The 23,166-nt window shown below is 70.5% G+C and carries 23 protein-coding genes, 1 pseudogene and 1 riboswitch; of the genes and pseudogenes, 10 read left to right on the top strand and 14 right to left on the bottom strand.

The window, feature by feature from the left end; all coding sequences use genetic code 11:
* The 4 genes from DQW85_RS39465 to DQW85_RS39480 all read left to right on the top strand — a co-directional run.
* The coding region (locus DQW85_RS39465; RefSeq protein WP_162795744.1) for a WYL domain-containing protein at positions 1 to 299 on the top strand (299 nt) is incomplete at its 5' end.
* 81 nt (positions 300 to 380) lie between these two features.
* The gene (locus DQW85_RS39470) at positions 381 to 1,859 is read left to right on the top strand and encodes a class I adenylate-forming enzyme family protein (RefSeq protein ID WP_113704845.1); all 1,479 of its coding nucleotides are present in this window, start codon (positions 381 to 383) and stop codon (positions 1,857 to 1,859) included.
* Positions 1,860 to 1,953: 94 nt separating this feature from the next.
* Positions 1,954 to 2,319: a DUF4190 domain-containing protein gene (locus tag DQW85_RS39475; protein ID WP_162795745.1), complete on the top strand. Its 366-nt coding sequence runs from the start codon at positions 1,954 to 1,956 to the stop codon at positions 2,317 to 2,319.
* A gap of 78 nt (positions 2,320 to 2,397) precedes the next feature.
* On the top strand, positions 2,398 to 4,044 hold the full coding sequence (locus tag DQW85_RS39480; protein ID WP_113704847.1) for a DNA repair helicase XPB: 1,647 nt from the start codon (positions 2,398 to 2,400) through the stop codon (positions 4,042 to 4,044).
* 234 nt (positions 4,045 to 4,278) lie between these two features.
* Here the strand turns inward: DQW85_RS39480 and DQW85_RS39485 are convergent, their stop codons facing one another.
* Positions 4,279 to 4,611: a hypothetical protein gene (locus DQW85_RS39485; protein ID WP_113704848.1), complete on the bottom strand. Its 333-nt coding sequence runs from the start codon at positions 4,609 to 4,611 to the stop codon at positions 4,279 to 4,281.
* A gap of 113 nt (positions 4,612 to 4,724) precedes the next feature.
* Here DQW85_RS39485 and DQW85_RS39490 point away from each other — a divergent pair, with 113 nt between their 5' ends.
* Positions 4,725 to 6,794: a HelD family protein gene (locus DQW85_RS39490; RefSeq protein WP_113704849.1), complete on the top strand. Its 2,070-nt coding sequence runs from the start codon at positions 4,725 to 4,727 to the stop codon at positions 6,792 to 6,794.
* An 88-nt stretch (positions 6,795 to 6,882) separates the two neighbouring features.
* Here the strand turns inward: DQW85_RS39490 and DQW85_RS39495 are convergent, their stop codons facing one another.
* Genes DQW85_RS39495 through DQW85_RS39515 form a run of 5 tightly spaced genes read right to left on the bottom strand, consistent with a single transcriptional unit; the run spans position 6,883 to position 11,373 of the window.
* Positions 6,883 to 7,575, bottom strand: coding sequence for a nucleoside/nucleotide kinase family protein (locus DQW85_RS39495; protein WP_113704850.1), 693 nt, complete (start codon positions 7,573 to 7,575; stop codon positions 6,883 to 6,885).
* A complete protein-coding gene (locus DQW85_RS39500; RefSeq protein ID WP_113704851.1) occupies positions 7,572 to 8,456 on the bottom strand; it encodes a sugar phosphate isomerase/epimerase family protein in 885 nt (294 codons plus the stop codon). Before DQW85_RS39500 ends, DQW85_RS39495 begins: the two co-directional genes overlap by 4 nt.
* 50 nt (positions 8,457 to 8,506) lie before the next feature.
* On the bottom strand, positions 8,507 to 9,283 hold the full coding sequence (locus DQW85_RS39505) for an ATP-binding cassette domain-containing protein (protein WP_162795746.1): 777 nt from the start codon (positions 9,281 to 9,283) through the stop codon (positions 8,507 to 8,509).
* A gap of 5 nt (positions 9,284 to 9,288) precedes the next feature.
* Positions 9,289 to 10,263 carry an ABC transporter permease gene (locus DQW85_RS39510; RefSeq protein ID WP_113704853.1) on the bottom strand — a complete coding sequence of 325 codons (975 nt, stop codon included), beginning with the start codon at positions 10,261 to 10,263 and terminating at the stop codon, positions 9,289 to 9,291.
* Positions 10,264 to 10,317: 54 nt separating this feature from the next.
* Positions 10,318 to 11,373: a sugar ABC transporter substrate-binding protein gene (locus tag DQW85_RS39515; RefSeq protein ID WP_113704854.1), complete on the bottom strand. Its 1,056-nt coding sequence runs from the start codon at positions 11,371 to 11,373 to the stop codon at positions 10,318 to 10,320.
* Between the two features lie 131 nt (positions 11,374 to 11,504).
* Here DQW85_RS39515 and DQW85_RS39520 point away from each other — a divergent pair, with 131 nt between their 5' ends.
* Together DQW85_RS39520 and DQW85_RS39525 are read left to right on the top strand one after the other, a co-directional pair.
* Positions 11,505 to 12,713, top strand: a complete 1,209-nt coding sequence (locus DQW85_RS39520) for an ROK family protein (RefSeq protein ID WP_113704855.1) — start codon at positions 11,505 to 11,507, stop codon at positions 12,711 to 12,713.
* A 216-nt stretch (positions 12,714 to 12,929) separates the two neighbouring features.
* Positions 12,930 to 13,460, top strand: coding sequence for a YbhB/YbcL family Raf kinase inhibitor-like protein (locus DQW85_RS39525; protein ID WP_205315753.1), 531 nt, complete (start codon positions 12,930 to 12,932; stop codon positions 13,458 to 13,460).
* Between the two features lie 259 nt (positions 13,461 to 13,719).
* Here DQW85_RS39525 and groL read toward each other — a convergent pair whose 3' ends face one another.
* The 5 genes from groL to DQW85_RS39550 all read right to left on the bottom strand — a co-directional run bounded on the left by groL (position 13,720) and on the right by DQW85_RS39550 (position 18,462).
* Entirely contained in the window at positions 13,720 to 15,345 is a 1,626-nt protein-coding gene (groL, locus tag DQW85_RS39530) for a chaperonin GroEL (RefSeq protein ID WP_113704856.1), read from the bottom strand.
* Between the two features lie 358 nt (positions 15,346 to 15,703).
* The gene (locus DQW85_RS39535; protein WP_113704857.1) at positions 15,704 to 15,904 is read right to left on the bottom strand and encodes a cold-shock protein; all 201 of its coding nucleotides are present in this window, start codon (positions 15,902 to 15,904) and stop codon (positions 15,704 to 15,706) included.
* A gap of 237 nt (positions 15,905 to 16,141) precedes the next feature.
* Positions 16,142 to 16,417, bottom strand: coding sequence for a MoaD/ThiS family protein (locus tag DQW85_RS39540; protein ID WP_113704858.1), 276 nt, complete (start codon positions 16,415 to 16,417; stop codon positions 16,142 to 16,144).
* Between the two features lie 23 nt (positions 16,418 to 16,440).
* Positions 16,441 to 17,673 (bottom strand): threonine synthase, encoded by a 1,233-nt coding sequence (thrC, locus tag DQW85_RS39545; RefSeq protein WP_113704859.1) that lies wholly within the window; start codon positions 17,671 to 17,673, stop codon positions 16,441 to 16,443.
* Between the two features lie 13 nt (positions 17,674 to 17,686).
* A riboswitch (SAM riboswitch) is annotated at positions 17,687 to 17,828 on the bottom strand.
* Positions 17,829 to 17,907: 79 nt separating this feature from the next.
* On the bottom strand, positions 17,908 to 18,462 hold the full coding sequence (locus DQW85_RS39550) for an RNA polymerase sigma factor (RefSeq protein WP_113704860.1): 555 nt from the start codon (positions 18,460 to 18,462) through the stop codon (positions 17,908 to 17,910).
* Between the two features lie 31 nt (positions 18,463 to 18,493).
* Here DQW85_RS39550 and DQW85_RS39555 point away from each other — a divergent pair, with 31 nt between their 5' ends.
* On the top strand, positions 18,494 to 19,930 hold the full coding sequence (locus DQW85_RS39555) for an alpha,alpha-trehalose-phosphate synthase (UDP-forming) (RefSeq protein WP_113704861.1): 1,437 nt from the start codon (positions 18,494 to 18,496) through the stop codon (positions 19,928 to 19,930).
* Positions 19,931 to 19,937: 7 nt separating this feature from the next.
* On the opposite strand, the gene DQW85_RS39560 is transcribed toward DQW85_RS39555, so the two are convergent.
* From DQW85_RS39560 to DQW85_RS39570, 3 genes are read right to left on the bottom strand one after another with little or no spacing between them, the layout of a single operon-like run.
* On the bottom strand, positions 19,938 to 20,543 hold the full coding sequence (locus tag DQW85_RS39560; protein WP_113704862.1) for a hypothetical protein: 606 nt from the start codon (positions 20,541 to 20,543) through the stop codon (positions 19,938 to 19,940).
* Between the two features lie 34 nt (positions 20,544 to 20,577).
* Entirely contained in the window at positions 20,578 to 21,348 is a 771-nt protein-coding gene (gene otsB / locus DQW85_RS39565) for a trehalose-phosphatase (RefSeq protein ID WP_113704863.1), read from the bottom strand.
* A 39-nt stretch (positions 21,349 to 21,387) separates the two neighbouring features.
* Positions 21,388 to 21,690 carry a DUF3263 domain-containing protein gene (locus DQW85_RS39570; RefSeq protein WP_113704864.1) on the bottom strand — a complete coding sequence of 101 codons (303 nt, stop codon included), beginning with the start codon at positions 21,688 to 21,690 and terminating at the stop codon, positions 21,388 to 21,390.
* A gap of 118 nt (positions 21,691 to 21,808) precedes the next feature.
* On the opposite strand from DQW85_RS39570, the gene DQW85_RS39575 reads away from it, so the two are divergent.
* Together DQW85_RS39575 and DQW85_RS39580 are read left to right on the top strand one after the other, a co-directional pair.
* Positions 21,809 to 22,612, top strand: a complete 804-nt coding sequence (locus tag DQW85_RS39575) for an SAM hydrolase/SAM-dependent halogenase family protein (RefSeq protein WP_113704865.1) — start codon at positions 21,809 to 21,811, stop codon at positions 22,610 to 22,612.
* 218 nt (positions 22,613 to 22,830) lie between these two features.
* Positions 22,831 to 23,166: pseudogene (locus tag DQW85_RS39580) on the top strand (hypothetical protein); the annotation flags it as partial.

Here is a 23,166-nt window from a genome sequence, read left to right on the forward strand (position 1 = left end):
CCGTGCGCGCGCTGCGGGCCGGTGACGCCGCGCACCTCGCGCGCCGGGAGCCCGTCGAGGCTCCCTCGGGCACGGTCCCGCGCGGCCCGGCGACGGCCACGATCACGGCCCTCCAGGACGCGATCAGGCAGGGCGTGCGCGTGTGGATCGGCTACCTCGACTCCCAGGGCAACGCCACCTCCCGCATCCTGGAGCCCGCCCGGATGGAGGGCGGCTACCTGACCGCGTACGACGAGACCAGGGCGGCCGTGCACCGCTTCGCCCTGCACCGGATCACCGGAGTCGCCGGGCTGTCTTGACGGCCGGTGGTGATCGCGCCAGTTTGGGATCGTGAGCGTGCGGATACCCGGCCCGCGGGCCGGTCCGACGGAGGAGGCCCGTTGGGCGAGCTGACGCTGGGCCGGCTGGCCGAGGAGTCGTGGGACAGGTTCGGCGACCACGACTCGCTCTTCTACGAGGGGGTCTGGCACCGCAGCCTCACGCTCGCCGAGCGGGCCCGCCGCGCCTGCGGGGGGCTGGTCGAGGCCGGGATCCGGCCGGGCGACCGGGTCGTGGTGATGATGGCGACCTCGCCCGAGGTGCCGATCGTCTACCAGGCGCTCTGGGCCGCCGGTGCGGTCGTGACGCCCGTGGTGTTCCTCGTGGGCGCCGAGGAGCTGCGGCACATCGTGACCGACAGCGGCGCGGTGGCGATCGTGACCTCGCCGGAGCTGGTGCCCACCGTGGAGGCGGCCGGGCTCGACGTCCTCACGTTCGTGGACACGGCCGAGCTGGAGCGGGGCGACGAGCACGGCCCGGTGCCGCGTGACGCCGGCGACCTGGCCGCGCTGATGTACACCGGGGGCACGACCGGCCGGGCCAAGGGCGTCATGCTCAGCCACCGGGGGCTGTGGCAGGTGGCCAGGGCCTCGTTCGAGACGTCCCACCAGGAAGGGCTGAACCGCGCCATCGTGCCGGTGCCGCTCTCCCACGCGTACGGGCTGATCGTCACGGTCGCCGGGATGCACGCCACGGAGCCGCAGCAGGCGGTGCTGATGCGCTGGTTCGACCCCAGGGCGTTCCTGTCGCTGGCCGCCGAGCAGCGGGTGCGCTACGGCACGGTGGTGCCCGCCATGCTGCAGATGCTGCTGGCCGAGCCGCTCGAGGAGCACCCGCTGCCCGACCTGGCCTTCCTGACCTGCGGGGCGGCGCCGCTCGGCCGTGACGTGCTGGAGGAGTTCGAGCGCCGGATGCCCGGCGTGCGGATCCTCGAGGGCTACGGCCTGACCGAGACCAGCGCGGTCACCACGTTCAACCCGCCGGGCAGGCGCCGGGTGGGCAGCGTCGGGCTGCCGCTGCCCGGCTACGAGATCACGATCCGCGACCCCTCCGGCGAGGAGATGGAGCGCGGCGATGTCGGCGAGATCTGCGTCCGGGGCGAGTCGCTCATGCTCGGCTACTGGGGCGAGCACGAGCCCGACCCGGAGGGCACCGCGCTGGTCGGCGGCGAGCTGCGCACCGGCGACATCGGCTGTGTGGACGACGACGGCTACCTCTACGTCGTCGACCGCAAGAAGGACCTGATCATCCGTGGCGGGTTCAACGTGTTCCCGCGCGACGTCGAGGACGCGCTCAACCGGCATCCCGACGTGGTGATGTCGGGCGTGGTGGGCCGTCCCGATCCGCGCGTGGGCGAGGAGGTCGTGGCCTTCGTCCAGCTCAAGCCGGGTGCCACGGCGACCGCCGACGATCTGATCGCCTGGGCCCGCGACCGGGTCGGCCGGGTGAAGCATCCGCGCGAGGTCATGTTCGTCGACTCCATCCCGGTCACGAGCGTGCTCAAGCTCGACCGCAAGGCGCTGCGCGCCAGGCTCGGCTGACGGGCCGGCCCGCGCCTCCGGACCGGGCTCCGAGGTATGCGTGCTCTGGGCATCCGGTAAGCCGTGTGGCCGTTCCGTGATAGATGTTGTGGACATGAGCCACGAGGATCCGTCCGGCGGCTACCCCTACCAGCCCTACGGCGCGCCGTACGGGCAGCAGCCACCTCCCCACTACGGATACGGTCACCCCTACGGGTCGCCGCCACGCCCTTCCGCCGAGGGCCCCCGAGCCGGGGCCATCGTCGCCCTCGTGCTCAACCTGCTCGCGATCGTCTCGTGCTGCAACCTGCTGGCCATTCCCGGCGCGGTCCTGGCGGGCCTGGCCCTGGGGCGCGCGAGCACCGAGCCCGAGAAGGCCCGGGGCATGCTGGTGTGGAGCTGGGTGCTGTTCGGGGTGGGCTTCGTGGTGACGATCGGCCTGTTCGTCTTCCTCGGCGTGAACGGCTATCTCGACGACTGACGCCGGCTGATCGCCCGTCCGGGGACTGTTCTCGCCCGCGGATGTGTTGGATAGGCGTCAGCCGTAGGAAGGAAGCCGGTGAACGACGGCCCGCTCATCGTCCAGTCCGACAAGACCCTGCTCCTCGAAGTCGACCATGACAAGGCCGGCGAGTGCCGCAAGGCGATCGCGCCGTTCGCCGAGCTCGAACGCGCGCCCGAGCACGTGCACACCTACCGGGTCACCCCGCTCGCGCTGTGGAACGCGCGCGCGGCCGGCCACGACGCCGAGCAGGTCATCGACGCCCTGATCAGCTACAGCCGCTACCCGGTGCCGCACGCGCTGCTGGTCGACATCGCCGAGACCATGTCCAGGTACGGCCGGCTCCGGCTGGAGAAGCACCCCGCCAACGGCCTGGTCCTGACCTCCACCGACCGGGCCGTGCTGGAGGAGGTGCTGCGCTCCAAGAAGATCCAGCCGATGCTGGGCGAGCGCATCGGCGCCGACTCGGTGACCGTGCACCCGAGCGACCGCGGCAACGTCAAGCAGGCGCTGCTCAAGCTCGGCTGGCCCGCCGAGGACCTCGCCGGCTACGTGGACGGCGAGCACCACCCGATCAAGCTGACGCAGGAGGGCTGGACGCTCCGTCCCTACCAGCAGGAGGCGGCCGACGCGTTCTGGCACGGCGGCTCGGGCGTGGTCGTGCTCCCGTGCGGCGCGGGCAAGACGATCGTCGGCGCGGCGGCGATGGCCCATGCCCAGGCCACCACGCTGATCCTGGTCACCAACACGGTCAGCGCTCACCAGTGGAAGCAGGAGCTGATCAGGCGCACCTCGCTCACCGAGGACGAGATCGGCGAATACTCCGGCTCGAAGAAGGAGATCCGCCCCGTCACCATCGCGACCTACCAGGTCATGACGACCAGGCGGAAGGGCGTCTACTCCCACCTGGAGCTGTTCGACGCGCGCGACTGGGGCCTCATCGTGTACGACGAGGTGCACCTGCTGCCCGCGCCGATCTTCCGGATGACGGCCGACCTGCAGGCCCGCAGGCGGGTGGGCCTGACCGCGACGCTGGTGCGCGAGGACGGCCGCGAGGGCGACGTGTTCTCGCTGATCGGGCCGAAGCGCTTCGACGCGCCCTGGAAGGAGATGGAGCACCAGGGCTGGATCGCGCCCGCCGACTGCGTGGAGGTCCGGGTCACGCTGACCGATGAGGAACGGCTGTCCTACGCGATGGCCGAGTCAGAGGAGCGCTACCGGTTCTGCTCGACCACGCCGTCCAAGACGCACGTCACCGAGGCGCTGGTCCGCCGCCACCTGGGCGAGCAGGTGCTGGTCATCGGCCAGTACATCGACCAGCTCGACGAGCTTGGCGAGCACCTCAACGCGCCCGTGATCAAGGGCGAGACCAGGGTCAAGGAGCGCGAGCGCCTCTACCAGGCCTTCCGCGACAAGGAGATCCAGGTGCTGGTGGTGTCCAAGGTGGCCAACTTCTCCATCGACCTGCCGGAGGCGTCGGTGGCGATCCAGGTGTCGGGGACGTTCGGGTCACGCCAGGAGGAGGCGCAGCGGCTGGGCAGGGTGCTGCGGCCGAAGGCGGGCGGCGGCGGCGCGAGGTTCTACACGGTGGTCAGCAGGGACACGGTCGACCAGGAATTCGCGGCGCACCGGCAGAGGTTCCTGGCCGAGCAGGGGTACGCCTACCAGATCATCGACGCCGACGACGTGCTCGGGGGAGTGTGACGGGCCGCCGACACGCTCGTCGGGGAGTTACGGCCCGGCCGCTCGTCCTCGAGCGGCCAGGCCCCGGCGCGTGTCACGTCCACGAGACTCCGCGGGCCGTCGACAATCGAACCACCCCCCTCATTACGTGATACCGCCGCCGCAACCGAACCGCCTGCGACATACCCCCATGATCCGGCAAACCCACCTCGTATACCCAAATTTCGTGGTATTGCCAGTGATCTCCAAGGTTGGTTACCGGGCCAGCATCCCGCCCAGAAACAGCACCCCCTCGGCCACGATCCACGCGGCCACACCGGCGCCCATCAACCAGGTGAACACGCGCGGATCCTGCCTGGCCCACGGCACCAGCCAGGCACTGACAGTGCAGCAGGCCGCCAGCACCGCGAACAGACCCGACACGGCCGAGACCGCGTCGAGCCGCCGCGAGCAGGCCGCCGCGTCACCGTCAGCGCAGAACGCCTCCAGCCCCCACCCGGCGAACACCGACAGCCCCCACAGCGCAGCAAGCAGGAAGCTCGCGACCGTGGGGATGATCGGCGAGAAGCCCAGGCGGACACGTCCCACGCTCTCCCTCTACCCGGGGTAAATCCTGTGGAAGCATGCCGGAGCCCCCACTAAACTGGCCGATTCGCTGCCTTGTTCCACCTCCGTTCACTCTCCTCTGGAGGCGCTTTCGCATGCCCGCACACCAGCTCGCCCCGGACATACCAGACGACACGCCAGGGGACGACGCGCTCGAGGACGCGCCCGAGGACGCGCCCGCCGGGGTGCTCGCCGCCGAGCAGGCCCACCTGGTCGAGGCCAGGGCCGCGCTCCAGGCGATGCGCGCCCACGCCGAGTCCCTGTCGGCCGACGCGGCCGGCGACTGGGTGTCGCGGCAGGTCCTGCAGTCGCTCCTCGACCAGCGGGTGGCGGCGCTCGCCGACCATCCGGACACGCCGCTGTTCTTTGGCCGCCTCGACCGCGCCGCCGGCGACGACCTGCCCGGCACGATCTACGTCGGCCGCCGCCACGTGCACGACAGCAACAGCCGCCCCCTCGTCATCGACTGGCGCGCGCCCGTGTCGCGGGCGTTCTACCAGGCCAGCCCCGCCGACCCGATGGGCGTCGTACGGCGGCGCCGCTTCGGCTACCACGGTGGCGCGCTGACCGCGTTCGAGGACGAGCCGCTCGGCGAGCAAGCCGCCGCGGGGGCGCCCGTCCAGGAGATCGCGCCGTCCCGCATCCTCACCGATGAGATCGAACGCCCGCGCACCGGCCCGATGCGCGACATCGTGGCCACGATCCAGCCCGACCAGGACGAGATCGTCCGCTCCACGCTGGCCCAGACCGTGTGCGTGCAGGGCGCCCCCGGCACCGGCAAGACGGCCGTCGGCCTGCACCGGGCCGCCTACCTGCTGTTCACCCACCGCGAGCGGCTGGCCAGGTCCGGCGTGATGATCGTCGGCCCCAACCGGGCGTTCCTGTCCTACATCTCCTCCGTGCTGCCGGCGCTCGGCGAGGTCAAGGTCGACCAGACGACGGTCGCGGGCCTGCTCGGCGAGCACGCCGCCCCGGAGGCGCCGGCGGTCTCGGCGGTGAAGGGCGACGCGAGAATGGCCAGGGTGCTCGACCGCGCCCTGTGGCTGCACATCGTCAAACCCCAGGAGGGGCTCGTCTACGCCAAGGGCGCCTACCGCTACCGGGTGGCCGACCACGAGGTGCGCGAGATCGTCGCGTCGCTGCGCGGCACCACCCGCTACGGTCCCGGCCGGGCGGCCCTCGCGCAGCGGCTGGCGCACCAGGTGCTGGTTCGGATGGAGCAGCGCGGCGAGTCGCCCGACGACCGGGTCCAGGACGCGGTGGCCCGCTCCAAGCCGGTCAGGCAGCTGATGGACGCTGTCTGGCCCAAGCTGGTGCCCGAGCAGGTCCTGTTCCGGCTGCTGTCCGACCCGGGCTTCCTCGCGCGGGCGGCCAGGAGTGACCTGTCGGACGAGGAGCAGGCCCTGCTGCTGTGGCCCAAGCCGTACCGGGGGTGGAAGTCGGCGAAGTGGTCGGCGGCCGACTCGGCGCTCCTCGACGAGCTCGCCGACCTGATGGAACGCACGCCCTCGCTCGGCCACCTGGTCGTGGACGAGGCGCAGGACCTGTCGGAGATGCAGCTGCGCGCGCTCGGCCGCCGCTGCCGCAACGGTTCGGCCACCGTGCTGGGCGACCTCGCCCAGGGCACCACGCCGTGGTCCGCCCGCTCGTGGGAGACCGTGCTGGAGCACCTCGGGCAGGAGGAGGGCCAGGTCACGGAGCTGACGCTGGGCTTCCGCGTGCCGCGCGAGGTGCTCGACTACGCCGCGCGCCTGCTTCCCTCGATCGCCCCCGGCCTGGCCGCGCCGCGCTCCCTGCGCCCCGGCGCGGGCTCCCTGTCGGTACGGCGGGGCGGCGACGTGGCCACCGCGGCCCGCGAGGCGCTGGAGCGGGAGGGCTCCATCGGCGTCATCGCGCCGGACGCCCAGGTGGCCGAGGTGTCACGCGCGCTCGGCGTCCCCCACGCCGTGCTCGGGCCCGACTCGACCGAGGAACACCGGCTGGTGGTCGTGCCGGCGACGCTGGCCAAGGGCCTGGAGTACGACCACGTGATCGTCGTGGAGCCGGCCGACATCGTCGAGGCCGAGCCGCGGGGGCTGGCCAGGCTGTACGTGGTCCTGACCCGCGCCGTCACCACGCTCACGGTCCTCCACCACAGGTCCCTCCCCGCCCAGCTCGCCGCCTGAAGCCGCCTCAGGCGGCCCCCGGGTCAGTCCGCCGGGTCAGTCCGGCAGGTCAGTCCGGCAGGTCAGTCCCGCAGGTCAGTCCGGCAGGTCAGTCCGCCGGGGCGCCCGCGCCCTGGCCGGGCTCGCCGATCGAGCGGAGAACGTGGTCGGGCACCACGAGATCCGCGTGCTTCCGGGTGCCGGCGATCAGGGCGGCGTTGCGCTGGTCGGTCCCCAGCACCCACCTCACGGCCGCGTCGTGCTCCTTGCCGAAACTGGTGTGGCGCGAGATGAGGCGGCGCACCCGCTCGGCGTGGTCGAGGGCGCAGTACCAGACCTCGTGGAGGCAGGGCCGCACGCGCACCCAGTCGCCCTGGTCGAGGAGCAGGTAGTTTCCCTCGGTGATGACCAGGCGGGCGGCCCTGGGCACGGGCACGCTCCCCGCTATGGGCTGCTCCAGGTCGCGCTCGAACGCGGGCGCGTAGATGACGTCGTCCTCGTCCTCGCGCAGCCGGCGGAGCAGGGCCGCGTAGCCCGCCGCGTCGAACGTGTCCGGCGCGCCCTTGCGGCCACGCAGGCCGAGCCGGTCGAGCTCCGCGTCGGCGAGGTGGAAGCCGTCCATCGGCACGTGCGCCACCCACTCCGCCGAGTGGCCGGCGGGAGGCGTCTGCCGCAGCGCGCGCACGAGGTGCTCCGCGAGTGTGGACTTTCCCGCCCCCGGGCCGCCGGTGATGCCGAGCAGCACGCGTTCGCGGCCGGTGACCAGGGAGCGGGCGCGAGCCGCCAGGTCGTCGAGGCTCATCGGGCGCCGCCGCTCGCGTGAAGCTGGTTGCCGATGAACGCGCGGGCGTGGCGGGCCAGGTCCTCACCGTCCGACCACAGGTTGCGCCAGATGGCCAGATCGTTGGACAGGCCACGCATCACGACCGCCGAGGAGAAGGACTCGAAGGTGATCGGCCCCCGGTATCCGATGTCGCCGAGCGCGTGGAAGAACGCGGTGAAGTCGAGATGCCCCGATCCCAGGTAGCCGCGGTGGTTCTCGCCGATGTGCACGTAGCCGAGCCGGTCGCCGACCTCGTGGACCGGCCGTACGAGATCGTCCTCCTCGATGTTCATGTGGTAAGTATCGAGGTGGATCAGCACGTTGTCCTCCCCTATGTCGTCGGCGAGGCGGAGCGCGTCACGCGCGGTGTTGACGACGTTGGTCTCGTAGCGGTTGCAGATCTCCAGGCCGAGCGTCATGTCCTGCCTTCGGGCCTCCTGGGCCAGGCGGCGCAGCACGGCCACCACGTTGCGGCGCCCGGCGTCGGTGAGCGGCCTGCCGTACTTGCCCAGGGCGCTGTAGAGCGCACCGGTGAAGTGGGTCCCGCCGAGCGCGTGGGTGATCGCCAGGGAGTCCTGCAGCAGCTTCTCGCCGCGTTCGACCACCGCGGGGTCCTCGCTGGAGACGTCGGCGTCGAAGGCCAGGCCACGGGAGCAGGCCACTCCCAGGCCGGCGGCTCGAAGGGCCTCGCGCGTTGCCGTGACGTCGAGGTTCCCGGAGTCGTGCAAGGAGATCTCCAGCAGGTCGAACCCGGTGGCCCTGGTCTGCTCGACGGCGTACGCCATCGAGTCGGGGCTCGTGTCGCCGACCCACACCAGGGCGTGCACGCCGATCGGATTGGCCGCGGTTTCGGTGGCCATCGGAAGGTGCCTTCTCTCGTTCATGAGCTTTCGGATGGACAGGTATGCCTTCAGCCGCCGAGCGCGCCGGTGACGAGCGCGACGATCTCCTCGCCGGTGGTGTCCGCGGTGCGCCGCCCGCCCACGCAGCGGCCCGCGCGCATCACCCACACCTGGTGGCTGAGCCGCATGACCTGCTCGAAGTTGTGGCTGATGACGAGCAGGGCGTGCCCCTCGTCGCGCAGCCTGAGGATGAGCTCCTCGACGCGGGCCGTCTCCTGGACGCCGAGCGCCGCGGTGGGCTCGTCCATGATGACGAGCTTGGAGCTGAAGCCGGCGGCCCGGCAGATGGCGACCGCCTGGCGCTGGCCGCCGGAGAGCCGCCGGACCCGGGATCCGACCGCGGGCACGTTGACCGCGAGCGCCGAGACCATCTCGCGCGAGCGGTCCCGCATGGCGCGCCGGTCGAGCAGGGCGACGGGGCCCAGCCTGCGGACGATCTCACGGTTGAGGAAGAGGTTCTGCCACACCGTGAGGTCCTCGACGAGCGCGAGGTTCTGGTGGACGGTCTCGATCCCGGCCTCGCGGGCGTCCTCGGGCGAGTGGAAGTTCGTCGCCGCGCCGTCGAAGAGGATCTGCCCGCTGTCCGGACGGTGGATCCCGGCGACGCAGCGCACCAGTGTGGACTTGCCGGCTCCGTTGTCGCCGACGAGGGCGGTGATCTCGCCGGCGCGCGACGTGATGGAGACGTCGACGAGGGCCTGTACGTTGCCGAAGGCCAGGGAGACGTCCCGGCAGTCGAGGAGCACGTCGCGGGTGGGCGTGTCCGGCGTCGGTCGATCAGTCATCTGGGTCATTGCTGGAACCTCATGAGTAGCGCGGCCAGCACCACGACGATGCCGACGGCAAGGGGCTGGTAGAACTGCGAGACGCCGAGCAGGGTGAGCCCGTTGACCAGCGCGACCAGCAGCAGCGCGCCGATGCACGGGCCGACGATGGTCGCCCGCCCGCCGAAGAGGCTGACCCCGCCCAGCACCACCGCGGCCACCGAGTTGAGCAGGAAGGCGGTGTTGGCTGCGGGTTCCGCCGCGCCGATCCGGGCGACCAGCAGGATGGCGCCCAGACCGGCGAGAGCGCCGCTGATCAGATAGACAGCGATCTTGATGCGCGCGGTGCTGATGCCCATGGCCGTCGCGCTCTCGGGCGCGCCGCCGGTGGCGAGCACGTGGGTGCCGAACCGGCTGCGGAACAGCACCACGTGCGCCGCCACCGCGACCACCACCGCGATGATGAACGACCAGCCGAAGATCCCGATGCCTCCGGTGGACAGGCTCAGCAGCAGCGGATCGATGATCGTCACGGGCTTGCCGTCGGCCAGGATCAGGGCTAGCCCGGAGGCCGCCGACAGCATCCCCAGCGTCACGATGAAGTCGGCGATCTTCCCCCAGGCGATGATCATTCCGTTCACCGCACCGGCCAGCGCGGACGCGAACAGCGCCAGCAGGCTCGCCGGCGCCAGGCTCAGGCCGGCCGCGTACGCCTGGCCGAACACGACCGCGCCGAGGGTCATCACCGAGGCGATCGACAGGTCGATGCCCGCGGTGGCGATCACGTAGGTCTGGCCCACCGCGAGAATGATCAGGATCGCGGCGGCGACCAGCATCGACGCGATGTTCCCCAGGCTCAGGAACGTGGGATTGAGCGCCTGGAAGACGATCACGAGCGCGATCAGCCCGACGAGGGCCGCCCATTCCGCCCAGAAACTGGCATCCTTCAGCCGCGCGGGCCAGCTCTGCCCTTCGCTCGCCGTGAGTGTGGTGTTGGCCATGTGTGTCACTCCTCGGACCGGCGGGAGTCGATGCCACGCCGGGCGTGCTCGCCGCTACTGGATCAGCGCCTTGAACGGGTCCTCGTAGGGGCCGAACGGCTTGGGCGTGGCCGCGAGGGCCTGCTCGGCGTTCTCCTTGGTCACGACCTCGACCGGGGCGCGCACGAGGGGCGACATCGTCTTGCCGCTCACCGCGGCCTGGCACGCCTCGATGCCCATCATGCCGATCGTGTACGGGTACTGGGCGACGGTGCCGTCCAGCGTGCCCGCCTTGACCGCCTCCAGGGCGTCCTTGATGCCGTCGACGCTGATGACCTTCACCTTGCCGGTCTTGCCCTCGTTGGCGATGGCGCGTGCCACGCCGAGCCCCATGTCGTCGTTGGCGACGAAGAAGCCGGCCAGGTTCGGGTGCGCCCGCATGATGTTGGTCGCGGCGGTGAGCGCGGTCTGGCGGTCCCAGTCGGCGGCCACGGTCTGGATCAACTTCAGGTTGGGGCCGATTCCCTTCTGGAAGCCGTCCACCCTGGCGCCGCTGGTCACGTCACCGGCGATGCCGCCGATGGCCGCGACCTCGCCGCCGGACGGCAGCAGCTGAGTCATCCGCTGCCCGGCCAGCGTGCCGGCCTGGGTGTTGTCCGTCCCGATGTAGGTCGCCAGCTTGACGTTGGCGCTCTTGGCCGCCTGCGGGTCGACCGGGCTGTCGATGTTCACGATGGCCTTGTTCATCGCGGAGAGCCGGGCGAGGCCGTTGACGAGGTTCGTGCCCGAGATCGGGTTCACCACGTAGCAGGAGAAGTCCTGGCCGGCGAGGCCGTTCAGCTTGTCCGCCTGGCCGGTGGTGTCCGTGATGGAGTTGGCGGCCTGGACGACGACAGTCACGCCCGCCGCGCGGGCCTGGTCGTCGATGCCCTGCTTCATCGTCTGGAAGAACGGGTTGTCCAGCCCCTTGATCACCGCGGCGAACCTGGGCTGCGAGTAGGCGGCCTTGGCTCCCGTCGCGGAGTAGGTCTGGGCGGGCGTGTCGAGCCCGCAGGATCCCAGCAAGAGCGCGCCGACGGTCGCGACCGCCCCGAACGCCGCTACCGGACGGCTTCTGGCGTTGGCATACATCAAATGCCCCTTTCGGGATAGATGACCGAAACGTAATCCCCTCTTCCGACGTGCTACAACCCATCTTTCAACTTTTTTAGTCGAAACATTCTTGACTTACGCTTAGCTACCGACATAGCTACAGTGGTCGTATGAGCACCACAGGCCTTGCCACGCCGAGGATGGGAGTGAGCAGTGGCGAGATCCTCAGCTTGTTCCGCGACGTCGCCGACGGCCTGACCAAGGCTGACGTGGTGCGCCGCACCGGCCTGTCCCGCACCACGGTCAACCAGCGGCTCGACGGGCTGCTCGCCGCCGGGCTGCTGATCCCCGGCCCGGGCGAGGCCAGGACCCGAGGCCGCCCCGCCGGCCAGTTCGTCGTCAACCGTGACCGGGGCGTCCTGCTCGTCGCCGACATCGGCGCCACCCGGCTGCGCGCCGCGGTGTGCGACCTGGGCGGAAGGGTCCGGCTCGAGCGGGAGACCCGGGCCGACGTCACCGCCGGCCCCGAGACCATCCTCACGATCGTCGAGAAGCTCTTCACGGAGATCCTCCACGACGCCAAGCTGTCCCCCGACGCGGTGCTCGGCATCGGGCTCGACGTCCCCGGCCCCGTCGACTTCGCGACGGGACGCGTGGTGAGCCCGCCCATCATGACCGGCTGGCACCGCTACGACATCCCCGGATGGTTCAGCTCGCAGTACGACTGCCCCATCCTGGTCGACAAGGACGTCAACGCGATGGCCTACGGCGAGCAGCGCCTGCGCTACCCGGACGTCCCGCACCTCCTCATGGTCAAGATCGGCACCGGGGTCGGCACCGGCCTCATCGCCGGCGGCCACGTGCACCGGGGCGCCGACGGCGCGGCCGGAGACGTCGGCCACATCCAGGTCACGGTCGACGGCGTGGACGACCCGCCCATCTGCCGCTGCGGCAACGCCGGCTGCGTCGAGGCCTACGCCGGCGGCTGGGCCCAGGTCCGCGACCTGCGCGCGGAAGGCCGCGAGGTCTCCACCGTCGACGACGCCGTACGCCTGATCCGCGCCGGCGACCCTGTCGCGCTACGGCTCGCCCGGCGCGCCGCCCGCATCCTCGGCGGCGCCATCGCGGACACGGTCAACATGTTCAACCCCCGCGTCATCGCCATCTGCGGCCAGCTCGCCCACACCGACGAGCAGCTCTTCGCCGGCATCCGCGAGATCGTCTACCGCCGCTCCCTGCCGCTGGCGACCCGCAACCTCCAGATCGTCCGCAGCGACCTCGACCCGCGCGCGGGCGTCCTCGGGCTCGCGCAACTACTGGTGGACGACATCTACTCACCGGAACGAGTCCAGGCACTCATCGACCGCGCCGCCGCATAACCCGCCACCACCCGCGCCGCCCTCCCCGCGGTGACGTGGCGCGTCGTGACCCGAGTGACCCACCCCACCCGAGAGCGTCGCAACCCGAGCGCCCCTCTGTGCCTCCCATGCCCGGCGACCCCCGTTTTGGGCGTGAGACGGCTACGGGCCGGACGGCCGCGTCGCTTCTAGGATTGACGGAAAGACCTTTCAAGGCTTCCACTCAAGGAGGACGTCGTGGCCGCACCGCTGCCGCACGAACATCTGCCGTCGGTCCCGTCGCTCACCGTTGAGAGCGACGACATCATGGACGGCGAGAGGCTGGGAGACCTTCACGTCTTCAACGACTGGGGCATGACCGGCCAGAACCTGTCGCCCGCCCTCCGCTGGTCGGGCGCACCGGAAGGGACCCGGAGCTACGCCGTGACCTGCTTCGACCCCGACGCGCCCACGGGCAGCGGGTTCTGGCACTGGGTCGTCTGCGACATCCCAGCCACGGTCACCGAGCTTCCCACGGGCGCCGGCACCGCGCCGGAGTTCAAGGGCCTGCCCGCAGGGGCGCTCCACGCCCGCAACGACTACGGCCTCAAGGCCTACGGCGGCGCCGCTCCCCCGCCGGGCGATCCGCACCGCTACGTCTTCACCGTCCACGCCCTGAGCGTCGACAAGCTGGGCGTCGACAGCGACGCGAGCCCGGCGGTGGTCGGCTTCAACATCACCGCCAACACCCTCGCCCGCGGCCACATCGTGCCCCACTACGGAGTCTGAACCACCCGCCGGAGCGACCACGCGGATGGCCGGCGGAACGGCGTGACGGCGGCCCGCCACACGCGGGTCAGCGGCCGTCCTCCTGGAGGCCCCCGGCCATGTGCGGCGGGTGGCGGACAAGTTGGCCGTGCCGTAAAGCTGGAAAACTCCCTTACAAAAGCCGTTAATCCGGGCAGGAAGAATCCTGGGCACGCGAAAGGGCGGTCCGATGGAAATCATCGGACCGCCCTTTCGTGCTGCCGGGTGTGCTTCGAAACGACTAGAAGTCCATGTCGCCGCCGCCGGGCATGGCGGGAGCGGCAGGGGTCTTCTCGGGCTTCTCGGCGATGACGGCCTCGGTGGTGAGGAAGAGCGCCGCGATGGAGGCGGCGTTCTGCAGCGCGGAGCGCGTCACCTTGGCCGGGTCGATGATGCCCGCCTCGAACATGTCGACGTAGTCGCCCGTGGCGGCGTTGAGGCCCTGGCCCGGCGTGAGGTTGCGGACCTTCTCCACCACGACGCCGCCCTCGAGGCCGGCGTTGACGGCGATCTGCTTCAGCGGCTCCTCCAGAGCCTTGCGCACGATCGACGCGCCGGTGGCCTCGTCGCCCGAGAGCTCGAGCTTGTCGAACGCCTTGGCACCCGCCTGCAGCAGCGCCACGCCACCGCCGGGGACGATGCCCTCCTCGACGGCCGCCTTCGCGTTGCGGACGGCGTCCTCGATGCGGTGCTTGCGCTCCTTCAGCTCGACCTCGGTCGCCGCGCCGGCCTTGATGACGGCCACGCCGCCGGCCAGCTTGGCGAGGCGCTCCTGGAGCTTCTCGCGGTCGTAGTCGGAGTCGGTGCGCTCGATCTCGGCGCGGATCTCGTTGACGCGGCCGGCGATGGCGTCGGGGTCGCCCGCGCCGTCGACGATCGTGGTCTCGTCCTTGGTGACGACGACCTTGCGGGCGCGGCCGAGCTGGTCGAGGGTGGTGTTCTCCAGCTTGAGGCCGATCTCCTCGGCGATGACCTGACCACCCGTCAGGGTGGCGATGTCGCCGAGCATGGCCTTGCGGCGGTCACCGAAGCCCGGGGCCTTGACGGCCGCGGAGCGGAACAGGCCGCGGATCTTGTTGACCACCAGGGTCGCCAGGGCCTCGCCCTCGATGTCCTCGGCGATGATCAGCAGCGGCTTGCCGGACTGGACGACCTTGTCGAGCAGCGGCAGCAGGTCCTTGTTGGCCGAGATCTTGGAGTTGACGATCAGGATGTAGGGGTCCTCGAGCACCGCCTCCATGCGGTCGGAGTCGGTGACGAAGTACATCGAGACCATGCCCTTGTCGAAGCGCATGCCCTCGGTGAGCTCGAGCTCCAGGCCGAAGGTGTTGCTCTCCTCGACGGTGATGACGCCTTCCTTGCCGACCTTGTCCATCGCCTCGGCGATCAGCGAGCCGATCTCGGGGTCGGCGGCGGAGATGGAGGCGGTGGAGGCGATCTGCTCCTTGGTCTCCACGTCCTTGGCCAGCTTGGAGAGCTCCTCGCTGACGCGCTCGACGGCGGACTCGATGCCCTTCTTCAGGGCCATCGGGTTGGCGCCGGCGGCCACGTTGCGAAGGCCCTCGCGTACGAGCGCCTGGGCGAGCACGGTGGCCGTGGTGGTGCCGTCGCCGGCGACGTCGTCAGTCTTCTTGGCGACTTCCTTGACCAGCTCGGCCCCGATCTTCTCCCACGGGTCCTCGAGCTCGATCTCCTTGGCGATGGACACACCGTCGTTGGTGATCGTGGGGGCGCCCCACTTCTTCTCCAGCACGACGTTGCGGCCCTTCGGGCCAAGCGTCACCTTGACGGCGTCGGCGAGCTGGTTCATGCCGCGCTCGAGACCGCGCCGGGCGTCCTCGTCAAACGCGATCATCTTGGCTGCCATAAGGCTAGACCTCCCAGATGCAGGGTGGCTTCCTGAGGATCGAGCCGACGCCCGCGACGGCATGTGGGCCCGCGTCTCCACTGGCGGACCCCATCGTCTCGATCCCGTTCGTTGGCACTCACGAACAGAGAGTGCCAACGAACTGTTTAGCACTCTACCCCCGGGAGTGCAAGCGAACACCGTTCCAGCCCAGGTCAGACCGATGACTGCACGGGCAGGATGTCGGGATTACCCGGCTTGCCCCCGTACGGCGGGCCGTGGGGCCGGCCCGCCGTACAACAGGTGGAGGAATGTTGGATGGCAGGCCGCGCCGGACTGCGCTGCCGTACGGCCTGCCGGTGCACACCAGCTACATGAATCAGACCGTGCGGACAGACTCCGCCTGCGGTCCCTTCTGGCCCTGTGTGATCTCGAACTCGACCCGCTGGCCCTGCTCGAGAGCGCGATAGCCGTCCATCATGATGGCTGAGTAATGGACGAATACATCCTTACCACCGTCTACCGCGATGAAGCCGTAGCCCTTGTCCGCGTTGAACCACTTGACGGTGCCCTGCGCCACTTCCGACTCCTCTTACTGGTCTCGCGGATCTCACCCATTCGTCCGCGAGATCCGCAATCGACATGACTAATGCGAAATCAGCCAGACGATCGCCTCGACCATACCTGTGGCACGGCGTTTGGCAACAGAGTCAAAGAACATACTACGCAATTCATCACACCGAAGTAGTTCAAGTTTGAAACTCCCGGAAAAGCAGAAGGCGCCCACAAGGGGCGCCCGCTGGAGGTACGGCGACGGTCAGCCGCCCGCTACGGCCGGGATGATGGAGATCTGGACCCCCTCGGGCGCGGGAGTGTCGAGCCCTTCAGCGAAACGGACATCCTCATCGCCAACGTACACGTTGACAAAACGCCGAATCTTGCCCGATTCATCCAAAATTCGCGCGCCGATCCCCGGGTAATCGGAGTCGAGCTTCGCGAGAACGTCACGAAGAGTCGCGCCCTCGCCACTCACTTCAGCGTTTCCGCCGGTGTAGGTGCGCAGGATGGTCGGAATCCGTACTGAAACGCTCATGTTCAACCTCGCCTTTCTGATTGTCAGACAGTCGCGCGGAACGCGTCGAGTGAGGGCCGGATCACGGCCGTGGGGATGACGTCGCCGGAGACCGCGTCGAGCGTCTTGAGCCCGTCGCCGGTGTTGAGCACCACGGTCTCCGCCTCGGGGTCGAGCCGCCCGGTCTCGACGAGCTTCTTCAGCACGCCGACGGTGACCCCGCCCGCGGTCTCGGCGAAGATGCCCTCGGTCGAGGCCAGAAGCCTGATCGCGGCGACGATCTCGGCGTCGGTGACGTCCTCCACCGCCCCGCCGGTGCGGCGGGCGATGTCGAGCACGTAGGGGCCGTCGGCGGGGTTGCCGATGGCCAGCGACTTGGCGATGGTGTCGGGCTTGACCGGCTGGACCACGTCGTGGCCCGCCTTGAAGGCGCTCGACACGGGCGAGCAGCCGCCGGCCTGGGCGCCGAAGATCTTGTAGGGCTGGTCCTCGACCAGCCCCAGCGCGATCAGCTCCTTGAAGCCCTTGTCGATCTTGGTGAGCTGGGAGCCGGAGGCGATCGGGATGATGATCTGCTCGGGCAGCCGCCAGCCGAGCTGCTCGGCGATCTCGAAGGCGAGCGTCTTGGAGCCCTCGGCGTAGTAGGGCCGCAGGTTGACGTTGACGAAGCCCCACTTGTCGCCCAGCGGGTCGCCGATCAGCTCCGAGCAGAACCGGTTGACCTCGTCGTAGGTGCCGTCGATGCCGATCAGCCTGCCGCCGAACACCCGGGCCATGGCGATCTTGGCCTGCTCCAGGTTGGCGGGGATGAACACGCAGGCGTCGAGCCCGGCCCTGGCCGCGGCGGCCGTCACCGCGCCCGCCAGGTTGCCCGTGGAGGAGCAGGACAGCGTGTGGAAGCCGAAGTTGCGCGCCGCCTCGACGGCGATGGCCACGACGCGGTCCTTGAAGGAGTGGGTGGGGTTGCCCGAGTCGTCCTTCACGTACAGGGACTTGATGCCGAGCGCCCGGCCCAGGTTGCCGGCCTTGACCAGCTTGGTCCAGCCGGGGTTCATGTTCGGCTTGGAGGCGACGTCGGCGGGGACGGGGAGCAGCGAGCGGTAGCGCCAGATGTTGGCCGGGCCCGCCTCGATCTCCTCGCGCGTGACGTCACCGAACGAGTAGGCCGCCTCCAGCGGCCCGAAACACTCCAGACAGGCGAAGCTGGGACCGAGGTCGTAGCGGGCGCCGCACTCGCGGCAGGACAGTGCGGCGGCAGGACCAAAGTCGAGCGACATGAAGCGAGGCCTTCCCTCATCTTCGTCCGCGGCCACCCTGACCGCGGACCGGAATTGGCACCCTGTCCCGGTCGGCCTCGCCAGGTCGCGAGCCTCAAGCCGGGAGGGTTGCCGGGGCTTCGCCGGGCCGGTCCCTCCACCCCTCTGGATGAGCAATATGAAGTTGTTGCATGGGACTCTACCTGGCCAGGCGACCAGGCTGACCAGCCGTCTCAGCAGGCGAGACGAACGGTCTCAGCGATAGTCTTCGCCTAGCACCGCCTGCACGTATTTGCGCGCCTGGTGGATGCGCGACTTGGCGGTGCCGAGCGGGATGCCGAGCTGCTCGGCCACCTCGTTGTAGTCGAGCTGGACGATGTCACGCAACACTAACGCCTGGGCCAGGTCGGGCTTGTCGGCCTCGAGCGCCTCCATGGCGTCGAGCAGGTCGAGCCGCGAACCGGCGATGACGCTCACCCGTCGCGCGTCGGGCTTCTGCATGGGCAGCTCGTCGGAGCTCTGCTCGGCCGCCCGGCGCTTCAGCGACCGGTAGGTGGTGCGCGCGCAGTTGGCGGTCACGATGTGCAGCCACGTGCTGAACCTGGCCCGGCCCTCGAAGCGGCCGATGTTGCGGGCCACGGCCAGCAGGGTGTCCTGGGACGCCTCCTCGGCGTCCTGCCGGTAGGGCAGAATCCGGGCACAGTGCCGCATGACGTCGGGCTCGATCCGCCGCAGCAGCTCACCGAGCGCGCGATGATCTCCGGCTGCGGCGGAACGTGCGAGTTCCTCGGTTAGCTCATCAAGCGCCATAGCTGGGATCCTATGGTCGGAGGGAGTGTAAATGAACAGCGTCCTCGTTGCGTCGAACAGAGGCCCCGTCTCGTTCACCGTCTCCGACGACGGTGTTCTCACCATGAAACGCGGCGGCGGCGGCCTGGTGTCCGGGCTGTCCGGAGTGACCAAGGAGCACGGCGTGCTCTGGGTCTGCGCCGCGCTGTCCGACGGCGACCGCAGCGCGGTCCGCCTCGCGCCGGGCGGCCGGCTCGACCACGCCGGCTACGACACCGGCGCGCTGCGGATGCTCGACATCCCGGCGGCCACCTTCCACCGCGCCTACAACGCCGTGGCCAACTCGACCCTCTGGTTCGTCAACCACCTGCTGTACGACATCCCCAACGCGCCCAGCTTCGGCGCCCGCTTCCACCGCGAGTGGGAGTCCTACCGCGACTACAACGGCGCGTTCGCGCTGGCCCTGGCCGAGGAGGCCGCCCACGAGGCCCGGGTGATGGTGCAGGACTACCACCTGACGCTGACTCCGGCGATGCTCCGAGCCGAGCGGCCCGACCTGCGCATCGCGCACTTCAGCCACACTCCCTGGGCGCCACCCGAATACTTCTCGCTGCTGCCCGACGAGGTCGGACGCGAGGTGCTGGAGGGCATCCTGGGCGCCGACCACGCGGGCTTCCTCACCGGGCGCTGGGCGGGCGCGTTCATGGACTGCTGCCGGTCCCTGCTCGGGGCCGAGGTCGACACCGCGGCCCGTACGATCACGCACGAGGGCCGCACGACCCGCGTCGGGGTGCACGGCCTGGGCGTCGACGGCGAGGCGCTGTGCGACCGGGCGGCCGAGCCCGACGTCGAGTCGCACATGACGGCGCTGCGCGAGCAGGTCGGCGACCGCAGGCTCATCGTCCGCATCGACCGCACCGAGCTGTCCAAGAACATCGTGCGCGGCCTGCACGCCTACCGCGAGTTCCTGGCGGCGCACCCCGAGTGGCACGGGCGGGTGGTGCACCTGGCGTTCGCCTACCCCAGCCGGCACGATCTGCCCGAATACCGCGAATACACCGCTACGGTGCAGCGCTGCGCCCAGGAGATCGAGGACGAGTACGCCACGGAGGACTGGGACCCGCTCATCCTCAACGTCAACGACGACTACCCGCGCTCGCTGGCCGCCTACCGGCTGGCCGACGTGCTGCTGGTCAACCCGATCCGCGACGGCATGAACCTCGTGGCCAAGGAGGGCCCGATCCTGTCGCCGCGCGCCGCGCTGGTGCTGTCGCGCGAGGCAGGGGCCGCGGCCGAGCTGGGCGGGCACGCGCTCCTCGTCAACCCCTACGACGTCAGCGGCACGGCCGCCGCGCTGCACGAGGCGCTGATGATGCCGGAGGAGGAGCGCGTACGCCGCCGCGACGAGCTGGTGGCCGCCGCCACGGCGCTGCCTCCGCAGAAGTGGCTGTCGGCCCAGCTCGACGCGCTCGACGACCGCCCGGCGTGACCAGGGGTCATCGCCAGACGGCACGCCGGAGCACTCCCGCCAGGCCCGGAGTGTTCCACTGGTCCACGACGAGCACCCGCGTCTTCGGCAGATACCACTCGCGCTGGACATACCTCGACTTCACCCTGCCGTTCTCGTACGAGACGCAGGTGGCCTTCCACTCCCGGTAGTGAGCCCTGTGCCCGGGCCCGACCTGGCGCAGCCCCTTGACGGCCGCGCCGCCGACGACCTGGCCCCACTCGCGGTTGTGCGGGCAGAGCTGCACGTCGGTCGCCGGGTAGAACGGCTTCTTCGCGGTGTAGGGGTTGAACAGCTCGGCGCCGACCTTGATGGCCTTCGGGCCGAGCACCCAGAAGCTGTCGCACTCCGGCTCGCCGTAACCCGCCTTCGGGGCGGCGCAGGCGCCGGTGACGACCCGGATCCAGTCGCCCTTGCCGTACACCTTCCACGAGGACGGCAGGTTCAGCTTCAGGCCGTTGCGCAGGTGGAGCGGCCTGGTGGCCGACGCGGCAGGCGCGGGGGCGGCCGACGCGGCGGGCGCGGGGAGCAGGATGGCGGTCACGAGGGTGACCGCCGCGGCCAGGGCCGCGGCGGCGGAGGTCGTCTTCAGCATGCGGCGACGGTACTGCGCGGCGCTTGCAGACGGATCACGAACGGCTGACAGCCGTGGCCAGCTCCCCGAGCAGGGCCACCACGCCCTCGGGACCGTCCACTACGATGTCGGCGCGTTCGGCCAGCCGGGTCACCTCGGCCGAGCCGCTGCATACGGTGACGCCGGGCAGCCCCGACTGCTCGACCGCGTCGAACGCGGCCAGGTCGCCCAGGTCGTCGCCGACGAACATCACGGACCTCGCGGACCGCTCGGCCAGGAACAGGCCGAGCGCGTGGCCCTTGTCCATGCCGGGCGGCCTGAGCTCCAGCACCATCCGGCCGGGTTCGACGACGAGCCCGTGCTTGGCGGCGAGCCCGGCGAGCGGCTGGCGCAGCGTCGCCAGCGCGCCCTCGGGGTCGGCGGCGCGCCTGGTGTGGACGGCCACGGCCCGCCCCTTGTCCTCCACGGTGACGCCTTGGAGGCCGAGCGAGTCGAGGAGCAGCGGCAGCTCCGCCTCGGCCCGGGGGACGCCGGCGGGGGGCGGCGGGGCGGAGATCCTGCCGTCCTCCCAGCGTTCGAACCCGTAGTGGCCGAGCACCACCAGGCCGGGCACGTCGGCGAGGCCGGGCCCCAGCTCCAGGGCGGTGGCGACGGGCCTGCCGGTGACGATGGCGATCGCGCGCACGCGCTCGCCCAGCGCGGCGAGGACGGCGGGCGCCTCGGGGTGGATCCTCGCGGAGGCGGGATCGGGCACGATCGGCGACAATGTGCCGTCGAAGTCGAGCCCGATCACGGCTCCGCCGGGATCTTTCAGGATCGCTTCCATTCCAGGGATGTTCCTCACGCGGCTGGACTACCCCGCCGGTCAGGGACGCATGCCCAGGCGCCTCGCGGCGCGGTCGCGCTGGCGGGTGGCACGCAGCCTGCGTAGCCGCTTGACCAGCATCGGGTCCTGCTCCAGGGCCTCGGGCTTGTCGATGAGTTCGCCCAGGAGCTGGTAGTAGCGGGTCGCGGAGAACCCGAAGGTCTCCTTGATGGCCTGCTCCTTCGCGCCCGCGTGGCGCCACCAGTGGCGTTCGAAGGCGAGGAGCTCGAGATCGCGGTCGGTGAGGGGGTGGTGCGATGGTTCGTGGGCAGCACTGTCACCGCTGACCGGTGCAGTGTCCATGATTGCCTCCTCGAAAGGCTGCCCGTGCCGATCACGACACGCGCATGCGGCCCGTCGCCATCGTAATGTGCGGAGTGCGGCTGTTCACGGCGGATTGGGAGACGTACAGTCACTAAGTGTGACCTCAGTCATCACACTTCTCACCGACTACGGGCTCGAAGACGGCTACGTGGCCGCCTGTCACGGAGTGATAGCCGGAATAGCTCCCGACGTCCGGGTGATCGACGTGTGCCACACCATCCCGTCCGGCGATGTACGGCGGGGCGCCGCGATCCTCGCGCAGACCATCCCGTACCTGCCGAAGGGCGTGCACATCGGCGCGGTGGACCCCGGCACGGGCAGGGCCAGGGCGGTCGCGATAGAGGCGGGCGGCCGGGTGTTCGTCGGCCCCGACAACGGGCTGCTGTCCTGGGCGGTCCACGCCGCCGGAGGCGCCGAGGCGGCGTACGTGATCAGCAACGAGGATTACTTCCTGAGACCCGTCTCGCCCACCTTCCACGGCAGGGACGTCTACGCCCCCGTCGCCGGGCAGCTGTGCGTCGGTCTCGCGCCGGCCGAACTCGGGCCGGAGCGCCCGCCGGAGCGGCTGGTGTCGCTGCCGGAGCCGACCTCTCTGATCCGCGAGGGCTGCGTCGAGGGGGAGGTGGTCTCGGTCGACCGTTACGGCAACACCCAGCTCTCGATCACCGCGAGCGACCTGGAGGCGCTGGGCGTGCGGGTCGGCGACACGCTCGGGGTGTGGCTGGGCAGGCGGCAGCTCTCCATGCCGTACCGGGAGACGTACGCGGCCGTGCCGCCGGGCGAGCTGGTGGCGTTCGCCGACTCGGTGGGGCTGGTCGCGCTGGCCGTCAACTCGGGGGACGCGTCGCAGCGGCTGGGCCTTCCACCGGGGGCGCACGTCCGCCTTTCCCCGTCACCGTAAGACGATTGCCCACAAAAGCCAATTACGGCGCGTATCGGACTGTTTACTGAAGCGTCGGACTACGTCAGCGGCCGGGTGTCACAATCTCCGGCATCGGGTAGCCCCCTCCTGCCCCAGAGGTCGACGTGTGTCTACTGTCCGTCGTACTGCTCGCGCTCGTGTCCGCGATCCCGCCTGCCGCCGTGCCCGCGGCGCCGGCGCGATGGCACGCGTCGCCGGTGACGAAGATCTTTCCGTACGCGGTGCCCGGCACCAGCCCCTCAGGGGCCCGGGTCACCTACCTGCTGACCGGCGTCGCCCGCGAGGCGCCGTGCCGTGAGGCGTTCCAGCCCGCCGCGCTGCGCGGGCTCCGGGGCTGCGTGACCGCGCTGCGCGCCACGTACGCGGACGCCACGCAGACCTTCGTCGTCACGGCCGGCGTGGCCCTCATCGCCACCCCCACCACGCGAGACACCCCTGCCCCGCGAGGCACCCACACCGGGGGCACGCCCACCACGGCCAGTCCGGCCGCCACGGCGGGCACTCCCGGGACGCGCGACGCGCGGCCGGCGAGC

Origin of the sequence: Nonomuraea lactucae, from assembly GCF_003313395.1 — a bacterium.
Lineage (GTDB): Bacteria > Actinomycetota > Actinomycetes > Streptosporangiales > Streptosporangiaceae > Nonomuraea > Nonomuraea lactucae.